The organism is Streptomyces graminofaciens, assembly GCF_030294945.1.
GTDB lineage: Bacteria > Actinomycetota > Actinomycetes > Streptomycetales > Streptomycetaceae > Streptomyces > Streptomyces graminofaciens.
On record NZ_AP018448.1, the window covers coordinates 10137746 to 10159984 of the forward strand.

Genomic DNA, 22239 nt, shown 5'->3' on the forward strand with positions numbered 1-22239 from the left:
ATGGGAACTCAACTCCGGTGCGCGCGAGGGCTTTGCACGGTGCGGGCTAATGTCGTTGCGAGAACATCGCCGTACCGTCCCGTGACCCGCTCGCGCCCACCCCCGCCGGCGCCCGTCACGGAGCCCCAGCTCTGGAGAAACTCGAGCATGAACCGCAAGACCTTGGTGCTGCCGGCCGTCATCGGTCTGCTCACGCCGGTGATCGCCGCCTGCGGCACGACCGGCGGCGGGGGCGACAGCGGCGACGCGATCGTCGTCGGCACCACCGACCGGTTCACCGTCTCGCAGGACACACCGGCGCCCATCGACCCGGCCTACGCGTACGACGTCGGCACCTGGAACATCCTCCGCCAGACCGTCCAGACGCTGCTCGTCCAGCCGCGCGGCGAGGGTGAGCCCGAGCCGGAGGCCGCCGAGAGCTGCGGCTTCACCGACAACGGCAACGAGCGCTACGTCTGCAAGCTGCGCAAGGACCTGAAGTTCGCGAACGGCGACGCGATCACCGCCGAGGACGTCAAGTTCTCCATCGACCGGGCCCGGGCCATCAAGGCCGACAGCGGTGTCTTCGCCCTGCTGTCCACGATCGACACGATCGAGACCGAGGGTGACCGCGAGGTCATCTTCCACCTCAACACCTCCGACGCCACCTTCCCTTACAAGCTCTCCACGCCGGTCGCGGGCATCGTCAATCCGGACGACTACGAGAAGAACAAGCTGCGCGACGGTTTCAAGGTGGACGGCTCCGGCCCGTACACCCTCGACGCCCAGGTCGAGAACGACGAGATGGTCAAGGCCGTCTTCACCAAGAACCCCCACTACAAGGGCAATCTGGAGCCGAAGAACGACGAGGTCGTGCTGCGCTCCTTCGCGAGCGCCGACGCCATGGGTGACGCGCTCGAAAAGGGTGACATCGACCTGATGACCCGTACGATGTCGCCGAAGCAGATCACCAAGTTCTCCGAGTCCCATGACAGTGACATCGACGTCGTCCAGTCATCCGGCCTGGAGATCCGCTACCTCGCCTTCAACACCAAGGCCTCCGAGGTGAGCACCGCCGTCCGCCAGGCCATGGCCGAGGTCATCGACCGCGCCGAACTGGTCGCCAAGGTGTACGGCTCCCAGGCCGAACCCCTCTACTCGCTGGTCCCGGCGGGCATCACCGGCCACTCCAACTCGTTCTACAACAAGTACGGCGAGCCGAGCGCGGCCAAGGCGCGGACGACCCTCCAGACCGCCGGCATCACCACCCCGGTCAAGCTCACCCTGCACTACACGACCGACCACTACGGCCCGGCCACCGAGAAGGAGTTCGAGCAGCTGAAGAAGCAGCTCGACGACAGCGGCCTGTTCGACGTCACCATCAAGGGCGAGCCCTGGAACGCCTTCGTCCCCGCCGAGCGCAAGGGCGAGTACGACGTCTGGGGCATGGGCTGGTTCCCGGACTTCCCGGACGCCGACAACTACCTCGCGCCCTTCCTCGACAAGGACAACTTCCTCAAGCTGCCCTACGCCAACAGCAAGATCCGCGGCACGCTGATCCCGGAGTCGCGCCGCGAGGCCGACCGCCTCACCGCGTCGGAGTCCCTCACCGGCATCCAGGACATCGTCGCCGACGACGTCCCGATCCTGCCGCTGTGGCAGGGCAACCAGTACGTCGCCGTGCGTGACGGCGTCACGGGCGCCGAGTACGCCGTCAACTCCTCCTCGACGCTCCAGTTGTGGGAGCTGGGCCGGGGCATCAGCGACTAACAGCACCTCACTGCACCACCGCCCGGGCCAGGGCCTTGTCACAGGCCCCGGGGGAGCCCGGCGCGTCCGTACGACCACCGACGACACAAGGCACTCATACGTGAACATGCGCACCCAGTGGCCGGTCCTGACCATCGCGACAGGGCTGGCCGCCGGCCTGCTCACCGGCTGCGGCTCGGAAACGGGCGGCTCCGGGGACTCCGGCTCCAACGTGGTGATGGGGATGTCCGACGACGTCCTGGCGACCGACCCCGCCTCCGGCTACGACCCCGGATCCTGGCTGCTCTTCAACAACGTCTTCCAGTCGCTGCTGAGCTTCCCCAACGGTGCCACCGAACCCGAGCCCGACCTCGCCAGAAGGTGCTCCTTCACGGGCACCGGCACCAAGGTCTTCGAGTGCGAGCTCAAAGGCGGCCTGAAGTTCAGCAACGGTGACTCGCTCACCTCGAAGGACGTCAAGTTCTCCTTCGACCGCATGCTGAAGATCAACGACGACGCCGGTCCCGCGATCATGTTCCCCATGCTCGACGAGGTCGAGACCCCGGACGCCAAGACGGTCGTCTTCAAGCTCAAGTACGCCGACGCCACCTTCCCGAGCAAAATAGCCTCCGGCGCCGGCTCGATCGTCGACCACCGCTCGTACGACGCCGACGGCCTGAGGAAGGACGGCGAGGCGGTCGGCTCCGGCCCGTACAAGCTGGACTCCTTCGGCGAGGACGAGGCCGTCTTCTCGATCAACGAGAACTACGCGGGCAGCGCCGACGTCGAGAACGAGGGCGTCACCCTCAGGTTCTTCCACGGCGACCAGGACGCCCTGAAGCAGGCCCTGTTGGAAGACGACGTCGACCTCGCCTACCGGGGCCTGAGCGCCGGGGACATCTCCGACATCGAGACCGAGACCTCCACCGCCAGCGGCGTCGAGATCGTCGACGGCAGCGGCGCCGAGGTCCAGCACCTGGTCTTCAACATGGACGACCCCGTCGCCGGCAAGCTCGGCGTCCGCAGGGCCATCGCCCACCTGCTGGACCGCGAGGCCCTCATCGACGAGGTCTACCAGGGCACCGCGACCCCGCTGTACTCGATCATCCCGGCCGGCATCACGGGCCACAACACGGCCTTCTTCGACACCTACGGCGCCCGCCCCTCCACGTCGAAGGCCGAGGCCGCGCTGCGCGCCGACGGCATCACCGACAAGGTGAAGCTGACGCTCTGGTCCACGCCGGAGCGCTACGGCCCCTCCACGGACCAGGAGTTCGAGGCGATCGCCAAGCAGCTCAACGCGAGCGGCCTGTTCGCCGCGACCGTGAAGTCCGTGCCTTTCGAGCAGTACGAGAAGGACATCGCCGCCGGCAAGTACGGCGTCTATGTGAAGGGTTGGGTGCCGGACTACCCGGACCCCGACAACTTCACCAGCCCCTTCTTCGGCAAGGGCAACGTCCTGGACAACAACTACGGCAACAGCACCATCACCGGTGAACTCCTGCCCAAGACGGCCGCCGAGAGCGAGCGCTCCTCCACCGAGCAGGAGTACGCCGAGCTGCAGAACATCGTCGCCGACGAGGTCCCCGTCCTCCCGGTCTGGCAGGCCAAGCAGTACGCCGTGGTCCGCAACGACGTCTACGGCCTGGAGTACTGCCTGGACGCCTCGACGGTCTTCCGCTTCTGGGAGATCAGCAAGGACTGACCGACCCGGCACGTACGAAGCCCGAGGGCGCCCTCTTCGACGAAAGAGGGCGCCCTCGGGCTTCGAGGTACTCTGCCCGGCTGAAGCACTCTGTGCGGCTACTGCGCGCCGGGCCGCACCAGCCCGCTCTCGTACGCGTACACGGCGGCCTGCACCCGGTCGCGCAGCTGGAGCTTGGTGAGCACATGCCCCACATGCGTCTTCACGGTGGTCTCGCTCACGAACAGATCGGCGGCGATCTCCGCGTTGGACAACCCCCGCGCCACCAGCTTCAGGACCTCGACCTCGCGGTCGGTGAGCGTGTTCAGCGCGTCCGGCACGGGCTCGTCGCCCGAGGGCAGGTGGGACGCGTACTTGTCGAGGAGCCGCCGCGTGATGCTGGGCGCGAGCAACGCCTCGCCCGCGGCGACCACCCGGATCGCCTGCACCAGCTCGGCCGCCGGCGCGTCCTTGAGGAGGAACCCGCTGGCCCCGGCCCGCAGCGCCTCCACCACGTACTCGTCCAGGTCGAAGGTGGTCAGCACCAGCACCTTGGCCGGACCGTCCCGCCCGGGCCCCGTGATCTGCCGGGTCGCCTCCACGCCGTCCATGCGCGGCATACGGATGTCCATCAACACCACATCGGGCTGCAGCACCCGCACCTGGTCGATTGCCTGGAGGCCGTCGCCGGCCTCACCGACGACCGCGATGTCCTGCTCCGCCTCCAGAATCATCCGGAAGCCGGTACGCAGCAGCGGCTGATCGTCGACCAGTAGGACGCGGATGGCCACGAAAGTCTCCTTCGCTAGGGCCTGTCCCGAGGATCAGGCCGGCTTCGGGTGGCGGCGCCTGTCCGGTGCCGGTGAGCGGGGGTTCGGCGCGTGCGGCCGCGAGCGGAGGAGGTCGTCGACGCGGGGCGTCGGCAACCGACGCCGACGCCCCGGATACGCGTGCCCGCCCCCACGACCCGGGCCCGATCCGGAAAGGCCCTGGGGCCCTTCTGGACCTCCGCGGCGTCGCCTAGTCCGGGCCCATTCTGCCCTGCGCACCGGCCGCGGAGCCGGGCGACCTCACCGGCAGCGGATACGGCGGGGGAGTGCCGCCGAATTCCGGGCACACCGCCTGGTGGTCGCACCAGCCGCACAGCTTGGTCGGCCGGGGCCGCCAATCACCCGTCTCCGTGGCCTCCCTGATCGCCTCCCACAGCGCGAGCAGCTTGCGCTCCACCCGCTCCAGGTCCGCGACCACCGGGTCGTAGGTCAGGACGTCACCGCTGCCCAGATAGACGAGCTGGAGGCGGCGCGGCACCACCTGCTTGAGCCGCCACACCACCAGCGCGTAGAACTTCATCTGGAACAGCGCGCCTTCGGCGTACTCGGGTCTCGGCGCCTTGCCCGTCTTGTAGTCGACGATGCGCACCTCGCCCGTGGGCGCCACGTCCACCCGGTCGATGATCCCGCGCAGCTTGAGGCCCGAGTCCAGCTGGGCCTCCACGAACAGCTCGCGCTCGGCGGGCTCCAGACGCGTCGGGTCCTCCAGCGTGAACCAGCGCTCCACGAGCCGCTCGGCCTCCCCCAGCCAGCGGGTCAGCCGCTCGCCGTCCGGGTCGTCCGAGAACAGCTCCACGACCTCCGGTCTGCTCTCCCGCAGCCGGTCCCACTGCCCCGGCACGAGGGACTTGGCCCGCGGTGCCGTGCGCTCCGCCGCCGGCGCGTCGAAGAGCCGCTCCAGCACCGCGTGCACCAGCGTGCCACGCGTCGCCGCCTCGCTCGGCTTCTCGGGCAGCTTGTCGATCACCCGGAACCGGTAGAGCAACGGGCACTGCATGAAGTCGCCGGCGCGCGAGGGCGACAGCGACGCCGGGGGCACGGCGGCCACGACGGCCGTCTCCACGGGAGGAGCGGCTCCGGTGCCGTCGCCGCCGTCGGTGCTGGTTTCCATGACGACAGACCATACGGCCCGCCACTGACAGTGACAGCCACGGGTCCGTTCGACGGTGGTACGCCTGTGACGCGAGGGAGATCAGAGGGGGTGCCGGGGCGGAACGTGACAGGACGACCGCATAGCATCGACCACAGACCCTTCCGCCCGCCCCCACCGGGCGCGGAAGACGCTTCGAACGAGGGGACATCGTGGACGAGAGCGGCGGGAGCGGGCAGCCGCGGTCCGACAGCGACGAGGCGCCCGAGCGCGCGCACCGCGACGTGACCGGGACACCGACGGAGGCTGGCGCCGCCGACCCCGCCTCCACCCCTGCCGCACCCCACCGCGAGGAGCCCGCTCCCGTATCCGACGGCGACTCTCACGGGGCGACGCGGCGCCCTGGGACCGCGCAGGGCGCCGAGGAGGCGCAGAGCAACAGCTCCGAGGACGCGCGGGAACCCACGAACTCGAACCCCGACACGGGCTCCGGGAACCCGGGGCACTCCGAGCCGCCGACCAACTCCGAGCCGTCGGCAAGCTCGAGGCCGCCGGCCCCCTTCGGTCCGCCGACAAGCTCCGAGTCGCCTGAGAGTGCCGGGCCCTCGACGCCCCCGAAGGCTCCCGCGACCCCCGAGCCCTCGGCCGGCCCCGAATCCCGGACGCAGCCCGCGCCCACCGCGGTGAGCCCCGAGACCACGATGAAGTTCAGGTTGCCGGCGAAGCCGAACCCGTCCGCGAGTGCCGAGCCGTCGCCGGACTCCGAGTCCTCGGCGAAGCCCGAGCCCGCGGCGAGCCCCGAAGCCACCATGAACCTGGAGCTGCCGACGAAGGCCAAGCCGTCGCCGAGCACCGAGCCTCCCGCGGGCCCCGCGTCCTCGACGGGCCCGGCGCCCACGACGAACCCCACCCCCACCAACCCGAAGTCCGAGATCACGACGAACCTCAGGAAGCCGGAGCCGACGGACAAGTCGGAGCACACGGACACCTCCGCGCGCCCCCACGCCCACTCCGGCGCCCCCAAGCCGCCGAAGCGCCCGAAGGAGCCCGGCGGTGGCATCCTCATGGGCCGCCCCTTCGGCGTACCCGTGTACGTGGCCCCCAGCTGGTTCCTCGTCGCCGCCCTGATCACCTGGGTCTTCGGCGGCCAGCTGGACCGCGTCCTGCCGGAGCTCGGCGCCGCCCGCTACCTGGTCTCCCTCTTCTTCGCGGTCGCCTTCTACGCCTCGGTCCTCGTCCACGAACTCGCGCACACGGTCGCCGCCCTGCGCTTCAAGCTGCCGGTGCGCCGGATCCAGCTGCAGTTCTTCGGCGGGGTCTCGGAGATCGAGAAGGAGTCGGAGACCCCGGGCCGAGAGTTCGTGCTGGCCTTCGTCGGCCCCCTGCTCTCACTGATCCTCGCCGGCGTCTTCTACCTCGCCCTCCAGGGCGTCGAGCCGGCCACCGTCCCCGGCGTCCTGCTGGCCGGCCTGATGATCTCCAACCTGATCGTGGCCGCGTTCAACCTGCTGCCCGGACTGCCCCTCGACGGCGGCCGGATGCTTCGCGCCGTCGTCTGGAAGATCACCGGCAAGCCGATGAGCGGCACGATCGCCGCCGCCTGGGTCGGCCGCGCCCTCGCCGTCTCCGTCCTTATCGGGCTGCCGCTGCTCACCCAGTCGGGACTGCTCGGCGCCGCCGCCGAGGACAGCGTCGGCATGGACACCGTCATGGACGCCCTGCTGGCCGCGATCCTCGCCGCGATCATCTGGACCGGCGCCGGCAACAGCCTCCGCATGGCCCGGCTGCGCGAACACCTGCCCGAACTGCGCGCCCGCACCCTCACCCGCCGCGCGGTCCCCGTGGAGACCGACACCCCGCTCTCCGAGGCCCTGCGCCGCGCCAACGACGCCGGCGCCCGCGCCCTGGTCGTCGTCGACCCCGAGGGCGAGCCCCTGTCGCTGGTCCGCGAGGCCGCCATCGTCGGCGTACCCGAGCACCGCCGCCCCTGGGTCGCCGTCAGCGGCCTCGCCCAGGACCTCACCGACGGCATGCGCGTCTCCGTCGAACTGGCCGGCGAAGAGCTCCTCGACGCCCTCCGCGCCACCCCGGCCACCGAGTACCTGGTGGTGGAGGACTCCGGCGAGATCTACGGCGTCCTCTCGGCGGCAGACGTGGAGCGCGCGTTCGTGAAGGCCATGGCCCGCCCCAGCTGAAACACCCGCGGTGCTCGGCGCTTTCCCGTGGTCGGCGCTCCCTCCGGGGACCGGTAGGCTGTTCACATGTCCGAACCGACCGGTGCCGCCCGCCGTCGCGGGCCCTTCAAGGTCGGGGACCAGGTCCAGCTCACCGACCCCAAGGGACGCCACTACACGTTCACGCTCGAAGAGGGAAAGAACTTCCACACCCACAAGGGTTCCTTTCCTCACGACGAGCTGATCGGTGCGCCCGAGGGCAGTGTTGTCCGCACCACGGGGAACGTCGCCTACCTGGCGCTGCGCCCCCTGCTCCCCGACTACGTCCTGTCCATGCCCCGCGGCGCCGCCGTGGTCTACCCCAAGGACGCGGGGCAGATCCTCGCCTTCGCCGACATCTTCCCCGGCGCCCGCGTCGTCGAGGCCGGCGTCGGCTCCGGCTCGCTCAGCAGCTTCCTGCTGCGCGCCATCGGCGACCAGGGCATGCTGCACAGCTACGAGCGCCGCGCCGACTTCGCCGAGATCGCACAGGCCAACGTGGAGCGCTACTTCGGTGGCCCGCACCCCGCCTGGCAGCTCACCGTCGGTGACCTCCAGGACAACCTGAGCGACACCGAGGTCGACCGGGTCATCCTCGACATGCTCGCCCCCTGGGAGTGCCTGGAGGCCGTCTCCAAGGCCCTCGTCCCCGGCGGCATCGTCTGCTGCTACGTGGCGACCACCACCCAGCTCGCCCGGACCGTCGAGTCCATCCGCGAGATCGGCTGCTTCAACGAGCCGAGCGCCTGGGAGTCGATGATCCGCAACTGGCACATCGAGGGCCTGGCCGTCCGCCCGGACCACCGGATGATCGGCCACACCGGCTTCCTGCTCACCGCCCGCCGCCTCGCGGACGGCGTCGAGCCGCCCATGCGCCGCCGCCGCCCCGCGAAGGGCGCGTACGGCGAGGACTACGAGGGCCCCAACGCCGACGGCGGCGCCGGGCGCTGAGCCGCACCCCACCCCGCACCTCCCCGGCACCTCTTCCAGTGGGCGGCCCTGTGCCGCGTACAACGTGCCCTTGACGTGGCCGAGTTCCCCGCAGCGCCCGGGAACTCGGCCACGGCGCTTATCCGTTGGCGCGCCACCGGAACGCCGTGCGAACCCCGTACCCCGCCGTTCCGCACTCACCGTGACGTGTGGCAGCATGCGGGTCACCTCAACCGGCACAGCCCTCTCAGGAGACGCTCCTAGTGCAGCAATCCGCCGTCCCGGAACTGGCACACGCGCACCCCCACCCGATCCACTGGGTCGCCACGGCCACCGCCCTAGCCGGTGTCGTGGCCCTGTCGTCGGCCCTGCAACCGGACGCGGCGAGAGCCGCCCAGCCGGGCCCGGAGGCCAAGCCCGCCCCGGTGACGGTGACGGCCCCCGACCCCGCGGACGTGAAGTTCCCCCTCGACTGCGGACCCGTCGGCATCGTCGTCAAGAAGAAGGTCTCGGGAGACCTCGACGGCGACGGCAGCCCGGAGACGGTGGCCGCCGTGCACTGTGACGCCAGCATGGGCACCCCGCCCGACGGCGTGTACGTCCTCACCCTGGGCACGGCCGACGCGAAACCGCGCGTGGTCGCCACCCTCGTGAACCCCAAGGACCGCGAGACGGTCTCGGACCTCGCCGTCCGTGACGCCGAGGTCACCGCGACCGTCCACGGCTACTCCTCGGCCGACGTACCGAATTGCTGCCCGGACGTGACGGATCCCGTCAAGTGGCAGTGGAAGAGCGGGAAGTTCCTGCGCTCCAAGCAGGCCGGGGAGCAAAACGTCTGACAAGCCGCCGAACAGGACATGATCACACGGTAAACACGGTGTGAGAAAGCAGACACGGGGTGACGTGGAGTGCTGGGGAGGTCACTCCGAGATCACTCCGCGCCGGGTCCGTAGACCTCGACGCTGTCCGAAACGCGACGTACATGGATGCACTCGCCGGGACACTCCTTCACGGAGTCCACGACATCGGTGAGAAGCGTCAGTGGCACGGGCGTTGTGGCCCCGGGGGCCTGCAACAACTCGTCCTCGGGGCTCTTGACGTAGGCCAGCCCGTCGATGTCCAGCTCGAACACCTCGGGGGCGTACTGGGCGCAGATGCCGTCGCCGGTGCACAGGTCCTGGTCGATCCAGACCTCGAGCGCCTCGCCCTGGACTCCGGCCTCGTGCTGCACGGTCATCTCTCCTGCCGTTTCTCTCGTCGAGCCGGTCGGGAACGATGCAGGCTCTGACGGGTGTTGAACACTTCGACCCTACCTGGGGCGGCTTCCCAATCATGTTCGGTGGGTATTCCCCTGGCGTGAGGGAGAGCGCAAGGGTGAAGATCGGACACACCCCGACCGTCTTTGTGATCTAGGGGTTTCAATCGACACCCACCCAGGTAGGGTCTGGAAGCGTCCAGCTCCCCTTGGAGGAGGTGAGGACCGTGGCAGCCCACGACGACGACATGAACCGCGGCATCCGCCCGGGACGAGGGTCCGACGACCCGGCCGGGCAGATTGCCTACCTTGAGCAGGAGATCGCCGTCCTGCGACGCAAGCTCGCCGACTCTCCGCGACACACGAGGATTCTCGAAGAGCGGATCGTCGAGCTGCAGACCAATCTGGCCGGCGTGTCCGCGCAGAACGAACGGCTCGCGAACACGCTCCGTGAGGCCCGCGATCAGATCGTGGCCCTCAAGGAAGAGGTCGACCGCCTGGCACAGCCGCCGGCCGGCTTCGGTGTCTTCCTCGCGGCGAACGAGGACGGCACGGCCGACATCTTCACCGGCGGCCGTAAGCTGCGGGTGAACGTCAGCCCCAGCGTCGAGCTCGAGGAGCTCAGGCGCGGCCAGGAAGTGATGCTCAACGAAGCGCTCAACGTGGTCGAGGCCATGGAGTACGAGAGCGTCGGTGACATCGTCACCCTCAAGGAGATCCTCGAGGACGGCGAGCGCGCACTGGTGCAGGGGCACACCGACGAGGAGCGGGTGGTGCGGCTCGCCGAGCCGCTGCTGGACATCACCATCCGTCCCGGTGACGCCCTCCTGCTCGAACCCCGCTCCGGCTATGTCTACGAGGTCGTTCCGAAGAGCGAGGTCGAGGAACTCGTCCTCGAAGAGGTCCCGGACATCGGCTACGAACAGATCGGTGGCCTCGGCAACCAGATCGAGATGATCCGAGACGCGGTCGAGCTCCCCTACCTCTACCCCGACCTGTTCAAGGAGCACGAGCTGCGGCCGCCGAAGGGCGTCCTGCTCTACGGGCCTCCCGGATGCGGCAAGACGCTCATCGCCAAGGCCGTGGCGAACTCGCTGGCCAAGAAGGTCGCCGAGGTGACCGGCCAGGCCCAGGGCAAGAGCTTCTTCCTCAACATCAAGGGTCCCGAGCTTCTCAACAAGTACGTCGGTGAGACCGAGCGGCAGATCCGCCTCGTCTTCCAGCGTGCGAGGGAGAAGGCCAGCGAGGGCACGCCCGTCATCGTCTTCTTCGACGAGATGGAGTCCCTCTTCCGTACCCGTGGCTCCGGTGTCAGCTCGGACGTGGAGAACACCATCGTCCCGCAGCTGCTCGCCGAGATCGACGGTGTGGAGGGCCTGCAGAACGTGGTGGTGATCGGCGCCTCGAACCGCGAGGACATGATCGACCCCGCGATCCTGCGCCCCGGCCGGCTCGACGTGAAGATCAAGATCGAGCGCCCGGACGCCGAGGCGGCGAAGGACATCTTCCAGAAGTACCTCACCGAGCGTCTCCCGCTGCACGCGGACGACGTCGGCGAGCACGGCGGCTCCAAGAGCACCACGGTCCAGAGCATGATCCAGACGGCCGTGGAGCACATGTACGCGGAGTCCGACGAGAACCGCTTCCTGGAGGTCACCTACGCCAACGGCGACAAGGAAGTCCTCTACTTCAAGGACTTCAACTCCGGCGCCATGATCGAGAACATCGTCGGCCGCGCCAAGAAGATGGCGATCAAGGACTTCCTCGAGAAGAACCAGAAGGGCCTTCGCGTCTCCCACCTCCTCCAGGCCTGTGTGGACGAGTTCAAGGAGAACGAGGACCTGCCCAACACCACCAACCCGGACGACTGGGCCCGAATCTCCGGAAAGAAGGGCGAACGGATCGTTTACATCCGTACGCTGATCACCGGAAAGCAGGGTGCCGACACCGGTCGCTCCATCGACACGGTGGCGAACACCGGACAGTACCTGTAAAAGACAGGGCGGCTGCGGGTGCCCTCGGTGGGTACCCGCAGCCGACTGTTTTTCGGGGCACGGCTGGAGCAGGGAATGACGCAAATGATCTCCCCACCGGCGCGGTGGCGTTCTAGGCTCTTTCGTACCGCCGAGTCGCGCAGTGCGGGGACGGGCACCGCACACGCACCGGAGCACCAGCGGTACTTGAGCAGCGCCCCCGACCGAGGGCGCCGCCGGGCAAGGAGGGCCGCATGACCGTACGGCGAGTAATGGGCATCGAGACGGAGTACGGCATCTCCGTCCCCGGCCACCCCAATGCCAATGCCATGCTCACCTCGTCCCAGATCGTCAACGCCTACGCCGCGGCGATGCACCGGGCCCGCCGGGCCAGGTGGGACTTCGAGGAGGAGAACCCGCTGCGGGACGCGCGAGGCTTCGACCTCGCCCGCGAGGCCGCCGACTCCAGCCAGCTCACCGACGAGGACATCGGCCTCGCCAATGTCATCCTCACCAACGGCGCGCGTCTCTACGTCGACCACGCACATCCGGAGTACAGCGCCCCCGAGGTGACCAACCCCCGGGACGCCGTCCTGTGGGACAAGGCGGGCGAGCGCATCATGGCCGAGGCGGCGGAACGGGCCGCCCAGCTCCCAGGCGCCCAGCCGATCCACCTCTACAAGAACAACACCGACAACAAGGGCGCCTCCTACGGCACGCACGAGAACTACCTGATGAAGCGGGAGACCCCCTTCTCGGACATCGTGCGCCACCTGACACCGTTCTTCGTCTCCCGCCAGGTCTTCGCCGGAGCCGGCCGCGTCGGCATCGGCCAGGACGGCCACGAGCACGGCTTCCAGCTCAGCCAGCGGGCGGACTACTTCGAGGTCGAGGTGGGCCTCGAGACGACCCTCAAACGCCCGATCATCAACACCCGCGACGAGCCGCACGCGGACGCCGAGAAGTACCGCCGCCTGCACGTGATCATCGGCGACGCCAACCTCTCGGAGATCTCCACCTACCTCAAGCTGGGCACCACGGCCCTGGTCCTGTCCATGATCGAGGACGGCTTCATCGCCGTGGACCTGGCCGTCGACCAGCCCGTACGCACCCTCCACCAGGTCTCGCACGACCCCACGCTGCAGCGGCTCGTCACGCTCCGCAGCGGGCGCACGCTGACCGCCGTACAGCTTCAGATGGAGTACTACGAGCTGTCGCGCAAGTACGTGGAGGAGCGGTTCGGGGCCGATGCCGACGAGCAGACCAAGGATGTCCTGACCCGTTGGGAGGACACCCTGAACCGCCTGGAGAACGACCCGATGAGCCTGGCCGGCGAGCTGGACTGGGTCGCCAAGCGGGAGCTGATGGAGGGCTACCGCCGCCGTGACGGCCTCGACTGGGACGCGGCGCGGCTGCACCTGGTAGACCTCCAGTACGCCGACGTACGCGCCGAGAAGGGCCTCTACAACCGTCTGGTGGCCCGCGGCAGGATGAAGCGGCTCCTGGACGAGGCGGAGGTCGACCGCGCCCGTACGAAGCCGCCGGAGGACACCCGTGCGTACTTCCGCGGTCGCTGTCTGGAGCAGTACGCGGACGACGTGGCCGCCGCCTCCTGGGACTCGGTGATCTTCGATCTGCCGGGCCGGGACTCGCTCCAGCGCGTCCCAACCCTCGAACCCCTTCGCGGAACGCGAAATCACGTCAAGGAGCTCCTGGACCGCTGCCGCACGGCGGAAGACCTGGTCAGGGTGCTTTCCGGCGGCTGAACGGGGGTTCACGGCCGATCAGCGGGGCAGGGTGGAAACAGCGGCGTCCGGGAATCATCGAGGTGGTGCCCGGACGTTGTGGAAACTGCGGGGCCAATGTCAGACCCGGCTTGTAGGGTCTGATCATGACCGATCGGCAGCAATGCCGACCATGTCGGGCGAACTGAGCGGGGTGAGGGTGATGGCGACCAAGGACACCGGCGGTGGGCAGCAGAAGGCCACGCGTTCCACCGAGGAGGTCGAGGAGCAGGCGCCCGAGGCGCAGGCGAGCGAGGACCTCAAGGAGCGCCACGAGAAGCTGTCGGACGACGTGGACTCCGTACTGGACGAGATCGACGACGTCCTCGAGGAGAACGCCGAGGACTTCGTGCGTTCCTTCGTCCAAAAGGGCGGCGAGTAGCGCCAGTTGTCCGTCCCGGAGCCGGCCCGGTCCAGCGGGTCGGCGCCGGGACGGATGACCGGCCTCCGCGCGGGTATGGTCCGTGCACAGATTTGATGATCGGCCCGGCCCACCTCGGCGGGCCACAGTCATACGTGGAAGGAATCGCGTGGAACCCAACCCTCGCAGCACCGGGCGTCTGCCGGCTGCCTTCCTGACGCCGGGCTCGTCCTCGTTCATGGACTTCCTGTCCGAGCACCAGCCCGAGCTGCTCCCGGGCAAGCGACAGCTGCCGGCCGTCAAGGGCGTCATCGAGGCCCCGCACGGCACCACCATCGTCGCCGCCTCGTTCCCCGGCGGTGTGGTCCTCGCCGGTGACCGGCGGGCCACGATGGGCAACATGATCGCCCAGCGCGACATCGAGAAGGTCTTCCCGGCCGACGAGTACTCGGCGGTGGGCATCGCCGGCACGGCCGGACTGGCCGTCGAGATGGTCAAGCTCTTCCAGCTGGAGCTGGAGCACTTCGAGAAGGTGGAGGGCGCACAGCTCTCCCTGGAGGGCAAGGCCAACCGGCTCTCCACCATGATCCGTTCCAACCTCGGCATGGCCATGCAGGGCCTGGCCGTGGTCCCGCTCTTCGCCGGTTTCGACGTCGACCGCGACAAGGGCCGCATCTTCTCCTACGACGTGACGGGCGGCCGCTCCGAGGAGCAGGGTTACGCGGCCACGGGCTCCGGCTCGATCTTCGCGCGCGGCGCCATGAAGAAGCTCTACCGCGCCGACCTCACCGAAGAGGAAGCCACGACACTCGTCGTCCAGGCCCTGTACGACGCGGCCGACGACGACTCGGCGACAGGCGGCCCCGACGTCGCCCGCCGGATCTACCCGATCGTCACCGTGATCACCGAGGACGGCTTCCGCCGGCTCACCGACGAGGAGTCCTCCGAGATCGCCCGCTCGATCCTGGAGCGCCGACTGGAGCAGCCCGACGGCCCGCGCGCCGCGCTGCTCTAGCCGACCGGCTCTCTTATCCAGGTGATCCAGTGACTTCGACAGAAAGGGACGGATAACCGGTGTCGACGCCGTTCTATGTCTCACCCCAGCAGGCCATGGCCGACCGGGCGGAATACGCCCGCAAGGGCATCGCCCGCGGCCGCAGCCTGGTCGTGCTGCAGTACGCCGACGGCATCGTCTTCGTCGGCGAGAACCCGTCCCGCGCGCTGCACAAGTTCAGCGAGATCTACGACCGGATCGGCTTCGCGGCCGCCGGCAAGTACAACGAGTACGAGAACCTCCGCATCGGCGGCGTGCGCTACGCCGACCTGCGGGGTTACACCTACGACCGCGACGACGTCACGGCCCGGGGCCTGGCCAACGTCTACGCGCAGACGCTGGGCACGATCTTCTCCTCGGCGGCCGAGAAGCCGTACGAGGTGGAGCTGGTCGTCGCCGAGGTGGGGGAGACCCCCGAGGGCGACCAGATCTACCGTCTGCCGCACGACGGCTCGATCGTCGACGAGCACGGCTCGGTGGCCGTCGGCGGCAACGCCGAGCTGATCAGCAACTTCCTCGACCAGCGCCACCAGGACGGCATGAGCCTGGCGGAGGCGCTGAGCCTCGCGGTCCAGGCCCTGTCCCGCGAGACCAACGGCACCCAGCGGGAGATCCCCGCCGAGCGCCTGGAAGTCGCGGTCCTGGACCGCACCCGCCCCCAGCAGCGCAAGTTCAAGCGCATCGTGGGCCGCCAGCTGGCCAGACTGCTGGAGGCCGATGGTGCCACCACGGAGGCCGAGAGCGCCGAAGAGGAGGAGTGACCCCCCTCCGACCCCGCCCGTAGTGCGCCCCGGCCGAGAGCGGCCGGGGCGCACGGGTGTCCGGGAGGGGCACTGCGACGCCCCGAAGGGGCGCGGGGCTGTGACAATCCGGGGCTCCGCCGCCTGGGCGCGACCCGCCACAGACGGTGGACAGCCGCAAGACCACCGAAGCTCAGCGGCGCTCTCAAGGCCCTGGAGGCGCCGTGGAGCCCCGAACCACCAGCTCCACCGGAATATCCCCCTCCTCCGGGGCACGCCCCTCCAGAACGGCCAGCAGGGCCGCCATGCCCCGCTCGCCGAACAGCTCCGCGTCCAGCCGCACGGTCGTCAGTTCGGGATCGAGGGCGGTGGCGAGGGCGAGGTCGTCGAGGCCGGTGACGGACATGTCGTCGGGTACGCGCAGGCCGAGGCGGCGGAGGGCCTTGTAGGCGCCGGCCGCCAGCTTGTCGTCGTCGCAGATCACCGCCGTGGGGCGGGGGCCGGAGGAGCCGAGGGCGGCCGCCGTGGCCGTCAGGGCGCCGTCGATGGAGATGGGTGCCGACACTGTCCGTACGGACGTGCCCTGCACCGCCCCGACCCGCGTCGCCAGCTCGCGCGCGCGTACCGCGAACGTCCAGGAGGGCACGTCGGCCGCGAGGTGCAGGAAGTGGCGGTGGCCGAGGCCGAGCAGATGGTCGCAGATCTGGCGTACGCCGTCGGCGATGTCCAGGTTGACGGTGGCCGCGCCCAGGCTTCCCGACGGGTCGCTGTCCAGCATCACCAGCGGCAACTGGTCGCCGCGGATGGCGCTGAGGGCGTCGGCGGCCATGGAGGAGGCGATGACGCCGTCGAGGGCGGCCTGGGCCGAGGCGAAGGGGTCGCGGGCGGGACCGACGCCCTCCGGTGAGGGGTAGAGGACGAGGCCGAAACCGTGGTCGGCGGCGACCCTGGCCGCGCCGGTGTAGACGCCGGCGAAGAACTCGGTCGTGAGGGCGGGGACGACCAGCAGCACCGTCCGCGTCCGGCCGAGGCGCAGGTTCCGCGCGGCCAGGTTCGGCCGGTACCCCAGCTCCCGCGCGGCCTCCCGTACCCGCTCCGCCGTGGCCTGGGAGACCCGGCCGCGCCACTTGTCGCCCAGGACCAGGGAGACCGCCGCCTGCGACACCCCGGCGGCCTGGGCGACGTCACGGCTCGTGGGCCGCGTACTACCTCGTGCCACCGTCGGCCTGCTCCTTCGTCTGGACTCGCGGACAGCGCACATGGTACGTATGGCAGAGCACGTTATACGTAACACTTCGCTCGCCTTGAGCCGTCGAGAGGCAGGACATGGCCGCTGGTTACCTGGAGATCCTCAGGGCGCGGCACGCCGCGCGGCTGCTCGCCGGCACGCTGGTGGGCCGGTTGCCGAACGCCACCGCCGCGATCGCGATCGTGCTCTTCGTCCGCGCGGAGGGCGGCACCTACAGCCTCGCGGGCGCGCTGGCGGCCGTGTACGGGGCCGCCAACGCGGTCGGACAGCCGCTGCTGGGGCGGCTCGTGGACGTCCACGGACAGCCGCGCGTCCAGCTCCCCGCAGCCGTCGTCTCCGCCCTCGGCATGACCGTCTTCGCCTTCTCGGGCCTGGACCCGCTGCCCCTGGCGTATCTCGCCATGGCCGTCGCCGGCCTCTTCACGCCTCCCCTGGAGGGCGGTCTGCGGGCCCTGTGGTCCTCCGTGCTCCGCAAGGAGGAGCAGGTCCACACGGCGTACGCGATGGACGCCGTGGCCCAGGAGATCATGTTCACCGTCGGGCCGCTGTTGGTGACCCTGTGTGTCGCGCTGTGGTCCGCGACGGCCGCGCTCGTCGTGCTGAGCGTCATCGGGGTGCTCGGCGCCCTCTGGGTGGTCCTCTCGCCGCCCTCGCGTGCCTGGCGCTCCGCCCCGCGCGAGGCGCACTGGCTCGGCGCGCTGCGCTCGCCCGGGATGCTCGCGCTCCTCGGCGCCTTCCTGTTCGTCGGCATCGCGCTCGGCTCCATCACCGTCGCCGCCGTCTCCTACGCGGACGACAAGGGCGGCGACGCCGTCTACGGCTGGTTGATGGCGGGCGTCGGGCTCGGCGCGCTCCTCGGCGGCACGGTGTACGGGGCGCGGCAGTGGCAGGGGGCGCCGGAGCGCCGACTTCAGGTGCTGGTGGCGCTGCTGGCGGTCTCTTACGTGCCGCTGACGCTGATGCCCGGTCCCGTCGGCATGACGGGGCTCACGACGCTCGCCGGTGTGTTCCTGGCGCCCGCCATAGCCTGCGCCTTCGTCCTCGTCGACCGGCACGCGCCGCGCGGTACGGTCACCGAGGCGTTCTCCTGGATCGTGACCACGTTCACCGTCGGCCAGTCGGCGGGAACGGCTGTCGCCGGCCCCGTCGTCGAGTGGGGCGGAACCCTCTGGGGCTTCGCCGTGCCGGGTGCCGCAGGAGCCGTGTCCCTGCTGGTTCTCCTGGCCACGGGACGGGTTCTCGCAGTTCCTTCCGGGGGTGCGCTGGTCGCGGCCTCATCGGAAAATGATCCAAACCGTGCTGTCGAACCCCGTTTCAGCTCGGTGGATCGGGCGTAATGTTCAGTCATGGACCGCCGCATTTTCGGGCTGGAGAACGAGTACGGCGTCACGTGCACGTTCAGGGGACAGCGCCGCCTGTCTCCTGACGAGGTGGCGCGGTACCTCTTCCGCCGTGTCGTGTCATGGGGCCGCAGCAGCAATGTCTTTCTGCGGAACGGGGCCCGCCTCTATCTCGACGTGGGCTCACATCCGGAATACGCGACACCCGAATGTGACAACGTGACCGAACTGGTCACCCACGACAAGGCCGGCGAGCGCATTCTCGAAGGACTGCTGGTCGACGCCGAACGCCGCCTGCACGAGGAGGGAATCGCGGGCGACGTCTACCTCTTCAAGAACAACACCGACTCCGCGGGAAACTCCTACGGCTGCCACGAGAACTATCTCGTGGCCCGGCACGGGGAGTTCTCCCGGCTCGCGGACATCCTCATTCCGTTCCTCGTCACACGGCAGCTGCTGTGCGGCGCGGGCAAGGTGCTCCAGACCCCGCGCGGCGCCGTCTACTGCGTCAGCCAGCGCGCGGAGCACATCTGGGAGGGCGTCAGCTCCGCGACCACCCGCTCCCGACCCATCATCAACACCCGGGACGAACCGCACGCGGACGCCGAGCGCTATCGCCGCCTCCACGTCATCGTGGGCGACTCGAACATGTCCGAGACGACCATGCTCCTCAAGGTCGGCGCCACCGACCTGGTGCTGCGCATGATCGAGGCGGGCACGGTCATGCGCGACCTCACCCTGGAGAACCCGATCAGGGCGATCCGCGAGGTCAGCCACGACATCACCGGCCGCCGCAAGGTGCGGTTGGCCAGCGGCCGCGAGGCCTCCGCGCTGGAGGTGCAGCGCGAGTACTACGAGAAGGCCGTGGACTTCGTCGAGCGCCGCGGCATCCGTACGGGAACCGTCGAGCAGGTCCTGGAGCTGTGGGGCCGCACGCTCGACGCGATCGAGGCCGAGGACCTCGACCGGATCGGCACCGAAATCGACTGGGTCATGAAGTACAAGCTCATCGAGCGGTACCGGGCCAAGCACAACATGACGATGTCGCACCCGAGGGTCGCGCAGATAGACCTCGCGTATCACGACATTCACCGCCGTCGCGGGTTGTACTACCTCCTGGAGAGGAAAGGCCAAGCCACCCGAATCTGCAATGATTTGAAGATCTTCGAGGGCAAGTCCGTTCCGCCGCAGACCACTCGGGCCCGGCTGCGCGGCGACTTCATCCGGCGCGCCCAGGAACAGCGCCGTGATTTCACGGTCGACTGGGTGCATCTCAAGCTCAACGACCAGGCCCAGCGCACCGTCCTGTGCAAGGACCCGTTCCGTTCCGTCGACGACCGCGTGGAGAAGCTGATCGCCGGGATGTGACCGACGAAACCTCGGATTGAGGGAAACCAGCCGCGGGCCCCGTACGTTCTCGTACGGGGCCCGTCGCACACCCTAGAGTGGCGGGCGACCGAAGTACTGAAGTGCCGTCTGAGATCTGAGGAACACGTGCGCCGAATTGCCGGCCTGCTCGTCGTGCCGCTGCTGCTGCTTTCCACCGCGGCCTGCGGCAGTGACGACGACAAGGGCTCCGACTCCGCCACCACGAAGAACGGAGTGCCCGCGATCACCAAGGGCGCCGAGTTCGGGGAGAAGCCGACCCTTGCCAAGGGGGAGGGCGACCCGCCCAAGAAGCTGAAGATCAAGGTCATCAGCGAGGGCGACGGCGCGAAGCTCAAGAAGGGCGACGCCGCCCAGGTGGACTACCTCGGCCAGGAGTACGACGAGTCGAAGCCGTTCGACAACAGCTTCGACCGCGGCCAGCCGTTCGATGTGACGCTGGGCGCGGGCGGTGTCATCCAGGGCTGGGAGCAGGGCCTGCAGGGTCAGAAGATCGGCAGCAGGATCGAACTGGTCATCCCGCCGGACCTGGGCTACGGCGAACAGGGGCAGGGCGACATCAAGGCCAACGCCACGCTGGTCTTCGTCATGGACATCGTCAAGGGCACGACGATCCCCTCCACGGCGAAGGGCACCGAGGTCGCGCAGGACAACGTCGCCCTGCCGAAGGTCGGCACGAACACCGACGGCAAGGCGCCCAAGGTGACCGTCCCCAAGGACACCGACCCGCCGAAGAAGCTGGTCTCCAACTACGTCCTGGAGAGCGACGGCGCCGTCGTGAAGAAGACGGACAGCGTGGCCGTGAACTACGTGGCCTACCTCTGGGACGGCGGCAAGCAGGTCGACAGCACCTACGACGCCGGCGCCCCGGCGACGCTCGCCCTCGACCAGCTCACGCTCAAGGGCCTCAAGGACGGCCTCGTCGGCAAGAAGGTCGGCAGCCGGGTGCTGCTCGTCGTGCCGCCCGACCAGGCCTTCGGCGACCAGGAGCAGCAGGGTATTCCGAAGAACTCCACGCTGGTGTTCGCCGTCGACATCCTGGCCGTGGTGTAAGACTGGGCAGGTTGCCCATGCGTCACCATGCGCATGACGTACGTACGACATAGGAGCAGTGCAGTGAGCATCGACAAGCCCGAGATCGACTTCCCGGGCGGCGAGCCCCCCAAGGACCTCGAGATCAAGGACATCTGGGAGGGCGACGGCGCGGTGGCCGAGGCCGGCCAGAACGTCACCGTGCACTACGTGGGTGTCGCCTTCAGCACCGGCGAGGAGTTCGACGCCAGCTGGAACCGCGGTACGCCGTTCCGCTTCCCGCTCGGCGGCGGTCGTGTCATCAAGGGCTGGGACCAGGGCGTGCAGGGCATGAAGGTCGGCGGCCGCCGCCAGCTGACCATCCCGGCCCACCTCGCCTACGGCAACCAGAGCCCGACCCCGGCGATCAAGCCCGGCGAGACGCTGATCTTCGTGGTGGACCTGCTCGGGGTCTGATCGTCATACAGGACATGTCCGGGCCGATCGTGCCCTGACCGGTCGCGACCGTCCGGGGCCATGCCTGTGCTGTCTGGGGTCCATGCCTGTCAGGGCATGGGCCCTCGGCTTTTGCCGCGACGCTTCGTAGCGGTACGGTCATCCGGCAGAAGCACCATAGGGAAGGGCGTCGATGGCCATTGCCAAGGCCGAGCGGTTGATGAACCTGGCGCTGTGTCTGCTGGGAACGCGCCGGCCGCTCAGCAAGCGCGAGCTGCGAGAGTCCATCGAGGCCTATCTCGAAGCCGGTAGCGACGACTCCTTCAACCGCATGTTCGAGCGCGACAAGGACGATCTGCGCGAACTCGGGCTCGTGATCGCGACTGTTGAGAACCTCGACGGCGAAGTCGGCTATCTGGCCCGCCGCGACAGCAACAGCCTCCCGCCCATCACGCTCGACGCCGAGGAGGCGGCGGCCCTCGGCCTGGCCGCCAAGGTCTGGCAGCAGGCCCGCCTCGCCGGAGCCGCGAGCGGCGCCCTGCAGAAGCTGCGCGCGGCCGGCCTCCCCGAGGACGTCGACCCGTACGAGGCCCATGGCGCCCTGGAGCCGCGCATCCCGGTGCACGAGGCCGCCTTCGAACCGCTGATGCTGGCCTGCCGCGACCGCCGCCCCGTCGTGTTCGAGTACCGCAAGGCCACCGCCGCCCGCCCCGAGCCCCGCCATGTCGAGCCGTGGGCCCTCGAATGCTGGCGCGGCCACTGGTACCTCGCGGGCTGGGACCGCGACCGGGGCGCCGAGCGCGTCTTCCGGCTCTCGCGGATCACCGGCAAGGTCCGCAGCCGGGGCGCCGCCTTCACCGCCGAGATCCCGGACGTCGTCACCGTGCGCGAGACCGTCGCGAGCTGGGCGGGCGAGACCGCCGACCGCTCCGCGCTGATCCGGCTGCGCGCGGACGCCGGCTACCCGCTGCGGGCCCGCGCCACCGCCGTACGGGAACTGGGCGACGGCTGGGACGAGTTGGAGATTCCGTACGGGCACGGTCTGGACGCCTGGTTGGTCGAGTTCGGGCCCGACGTGGTGGTCCTCGGGCCCGCCGAGCTGAAGGCCGATGTCGTGGACCGGCTGCGCGCCGTGGCCAAGGGCTGAGGGGGACG

19 protein-coding genes are annotated in these 22239 nt (G+C 69.3%); 15 read left to right on the forward strand and 4 right to left on the reverse strand.

Annotation, left to right across the window (positions count from 1 at the left end; all coding sequences use genetic code 11):
* Positions 1 to 147: 147 nt before the first annotated feature.
* On the forward strand, positions 148 to 1749 hold the full coding sequence (locus SGFS_RS44630) for an ABC transporter substrate-binding protein (RefSeq protein WP_286258191.1): 1602 nt from the start codon (positions 148 to 150) through the stop codon (positions 1747 to 1749).
* 100 nt (positions 1750 to 1849) lie between these two features.
* Positions 1850 to 3433 (forward strand): ABC transporter substrate-binding protein, encoded by a 1584-nt coding sequence (locus SGFS_RS44635; protein WP_286258193.1) that lies wholly within the window; start codon positions 1850 to 1852, stop codon positions 3431 to 3433.
* A 98-nt stretch (positions 3434 to 3531) separates the two neighbouring features.
* Here the strand turns inward: SGFS_RS44635 and SGFS_RS44640 are convergent, their stop codons facing one another.
* Positions 3532 to 4203, reverse strand: coding sequence for a response regulator (locus SGFS_RS44640; RefSeq protein WP_286258195.1), 672 nt, complete (start codon positions 4201 to 4203; stop codon positions 3532 to 3534).
* A 229-nt stretch (positions 4204 to 4432) separates the two neighbouring features.
* Positions 4433 to 5353, reverse strand: a complete 921-nt coding sequence (locus tag SGFS_RS44645) for a RecB family exonuclease (protein ID WP_286258196.1) — start codon at positions 5351 to 5353, stop codon at positions 4433 to 4435.
* A gap of 680 nt (positions 5354 to 6033) precedes the next feature.
* Between SGFS_RS44645 and SGFS_RS44650 the strand changes: the two genes are divergently transcribed.
* From SGFS_RS44650 to SGFS_RS44660, 3 genes are all read left to right on the forward strand, one after another.
* The gene (locus SGFS_RS44650; protein WP_434028244.1) at positions 6034 to 7527 is read left to right on the forward strand and encodes a site-2 protease family protein; all 1494 of its coding nucleotides are present in this window, start codon (positions 6034 to 6036) and stop codon (positions 7525 to 7527) included.
* A gap of 66 nt (positions 7528 to 7593) precedes the next feature.
* A complete protein-coding gene (locus tag SGFS_RS44655; protein WP_286258199.1) occupies positions 7594 to 8496 on the forward strand; it encodes a tRNA (adenine-N1)-methyltransferase in 903 nt (300 codons plus the stop codon).
* Between the two features lie 242 nt (positions 8497 to 8738).
* Positions 8739 to 9314, forward strand: coding sequence for a hypothetical protein (locus SGFS_RS44660; RefSeq protein WP_286258200.1), 576 nt, complete (start codon positions 8739 to 8741; stop codon positions 9312 to 9314).
* A gap of 92 nt (positions 9315 to 9406) precedes the next feature.
* On the opposite strand, the gene SGFS_RS44665 is transcribed toward SGFS_RS44660, so the two are convergent.
* Positions 9407 to 9712, reverse strand: coding sequence for a ferredoxin (locus SGFS_RS44665; RefSeq protein WP_286258201.1), 306 nt, complete (start codon positions 9710 to 9712; stop codon positions 9407 to 9409).
* Between the two features lie 245 nt (positions 9713 to 9957).
* On the opposite strand from SGFS_RS44665, the gene arc reads away from it, so the two are divergent.
* The 5 genes from arc (at position 9958) to prcA (ending at position 15663) form a co-directional block, all read left to right on the forward strand.
* Positions 9958 to 11724, forward strand: a complete 1767-nt coding sequence (gene arc / locus SGFS_RS44670) for a proteasome ATPase (RefSeq protein WP_286258203.1) — start codon at positions 9958 to 9960, stop codon at positions 11722 to 11724.
* A gap of 233 nt (positions 11725 to 11957) precedes the next feature.
* Positions 11958 to 13469, forward strand: a complete 1512-nt coding sequence (gene dop, locus SGFS_RS44675) for a depupylase/deamidase Dop (RefSeq protein WP_350284056.1) — start codon at positions 11958 to 11960, stop codon at positions 13467 to 13469.
* A 181-nt stretch (positions 13470 to 13650) separates the two neighbouring features.
* Entirely contained in the window at positions 13651 to 13869 is a 219-nt protein-coding gene (locus SGFS_RS44680) for a ubiquitin-like protein Pup (RefSeq protein WP_236239206.1), read from the forward strand.
* A gap of 148 nt (positions 13870 to 14017) precedes the next feature.
* Positions 14018 to 14863: a proteasome subunit beta gene (prcB, locus tag SGFS_RS44685; protein WP_286258204.1), complete on the forward strand. Its 846-nt coding sequence runs from the start codon at positions 14018 to 14020 to the stop codon at positions 14861 to 14863.
* A gap of 59 nt (positions 14864 to 14922) precedes the next feature.
* Positions 14923 to 15663, forward strand: a complete 741-nt coding sequence (gene prcA / locus SGFS_RS44690) for a proteasome subunit alpha (protein WP_286258205.1) — start codon at positions 14923 to 14925, stop codon at positions 15661 to 15663.
* Between the two features lie 184 nt (positions 15664 to 15847).
* On the opposite strand, the gene SGFS_RS44695 is transcribed toward prcA, so the two are convergent.
* Positions 15848 to 16861 carry a LacI family DNA-binding transcriptional regulator gene (locus SGFS_RS44695; protein WP_286258206.1) on the reverse strand — a complete coding sequence of 338 codons (1014 nt, stop codon included), beginning with the start codon at positions 16859 to 16861 and terminating at the stop codon, positions 15848 to 15850.
* 107 nt (positions 16862 to 16968) lie between these two features.
* On the opposite strand from SGFS_RS44695, the gene SGFS_RS44700 reads away from it, so the two are divergent.
* From SGFS_RS44700 to SGFS_RS44720, 5 genes are all read left to right on the forward strand, one after another.
* Positions 16969 to 18228 carry an MFS transporter gene (locus SGFS_RS44700; protein WP_286258207.1) on the forward strand — a complete coding sequence of 420 codons (1260 nt, stop codon included), beginning with the start codon at positions 16969 to 16971 and terminating at the stop codon, positions 18226 to 18228.
* A 9-nt stretch (positions 18229 to 18237) separates the two neighbouring features.
* Positions 18238 to 19599 (forward strand): Pup--protein ligase, encoded by a 1362-nt coding sequence (gene pafA, locus SGFS_RS44705; RefSeq protein ID WP_013004876.1) that lies wholly within the window; start codon positions 18238 to 18240, stop codon positions 19597 to 19599.
* Between the two features lie 126 nt (positions 19600 to 19725).
* The gene (locus SGFS_RS44710) at positions 19726 to 20670 is read left to right on the forward strand and encodes an FKBP-type peptidyl-prolyl cis-trans isomerase (RefSeq protein ID WP_286258208.1); all 945 of its coding nucleotides are present in this window, start codon (positions 19726 to 19728) and stop codon (positions 20668 to 20670) included.
* A 63-nt stretch (positions 20671 to 20733) separates the two neighbouring features.
* Positions 20734 to 21105, forward strand: coding sequence for an FKBP-type peptidyl-prolyl cis-trans isomerase (locus SGFS_RS44715; RefSeq protein WP_286258209.1), 372 nt, complete (start codon positions 20734 to 20736; stop codon positions 21103 to 21105).
* Positions 21106 to 21277: 172 nt separating this feature from the next.
* Positions 21278 to 22231, forward strand: coding sequence for a helix-turn-helix transcriptional regulator (locus SGFS_RS44720; protein ID WP_286258210.1), 954 nt, complete (start codon positions 21278 to 21280; stop codon positions 22229 to 22231).
* Positions 22232 to 22239: the final 8 nt, after the last annotated feature.

Bases quoted from the DNA above. Each gene is read 5' to 3' on its own strand.
- SGFS_RS44630 (WP_286258191.1), top strand. From the start codon at position 148: ATGAACCGCAAGACCTTGGTGCTGCCGGCCGTCATCGGTCTGCTCACG.
- SGFS_RS44645 (WP_286258196.1), bottom strand. From the start codon at position 5,353: ATGGAAACCAGCACCGACGGCGGCGACGGCACCGGAGCCGCTCCTCCC.
- SGFS_RS44650 (WP_434028244.1), top strand. From the start codon at position 6,034: ATGAAGTTCAGGTTGCCGGCGAAGCCGAACCCGTCCGCGAGTGCCGAG.
- SGFS_RS44655 (WP_286258199.1), top strand. From the start codon at position 7,594: ATGTCCGAACCGACCGGTGCCGCCCGCCGTCGCGGGCCCTTCAAGGTC.
- SGFS_RS44665 (WP_286258201.1), bottom strand. From the start codon at position 9,712: ATGACCGTGCAGCACGAGGCCGGAGTCCAGGGCGAGGCGCTCGAGGTC.
- dop (WP_350284056.1), top strand. From the start codon at position 11,958: ATGACCGTACGGCGAGTAATGGGCATCGAGACGGAGTACGGCATCTCC.
- SGFS_RS44680 (WP_236239206.1), top strand. From the start codon at position 13,651: ATGGCGACCAAGGACACCGGCGGTGGGCAGCAGAAGGCCACGCGTTCC.
- SGFS_RS44700 (WP_286258207.1), top strand. From the start codon at position 16,969: ATGGCCGCTGGTTACCTGGAGATCCTCAGGGCGCGGCACGCCGCGCGG.
- pafA (WP_013004876.1), top strand. From the start codon at position 18,238: ATGGACCGCCGCATTTTCGGGCTGGAGAACGAGTACGGCGTCACGTGC.
- SGFS_RS44720 (WP_286258210.1), top strand. From the start codon at position 21,278: ATGGCCATTGCCAAGGCCGAGCGGTTGATGAACCTGGCGCTGTGTCTG.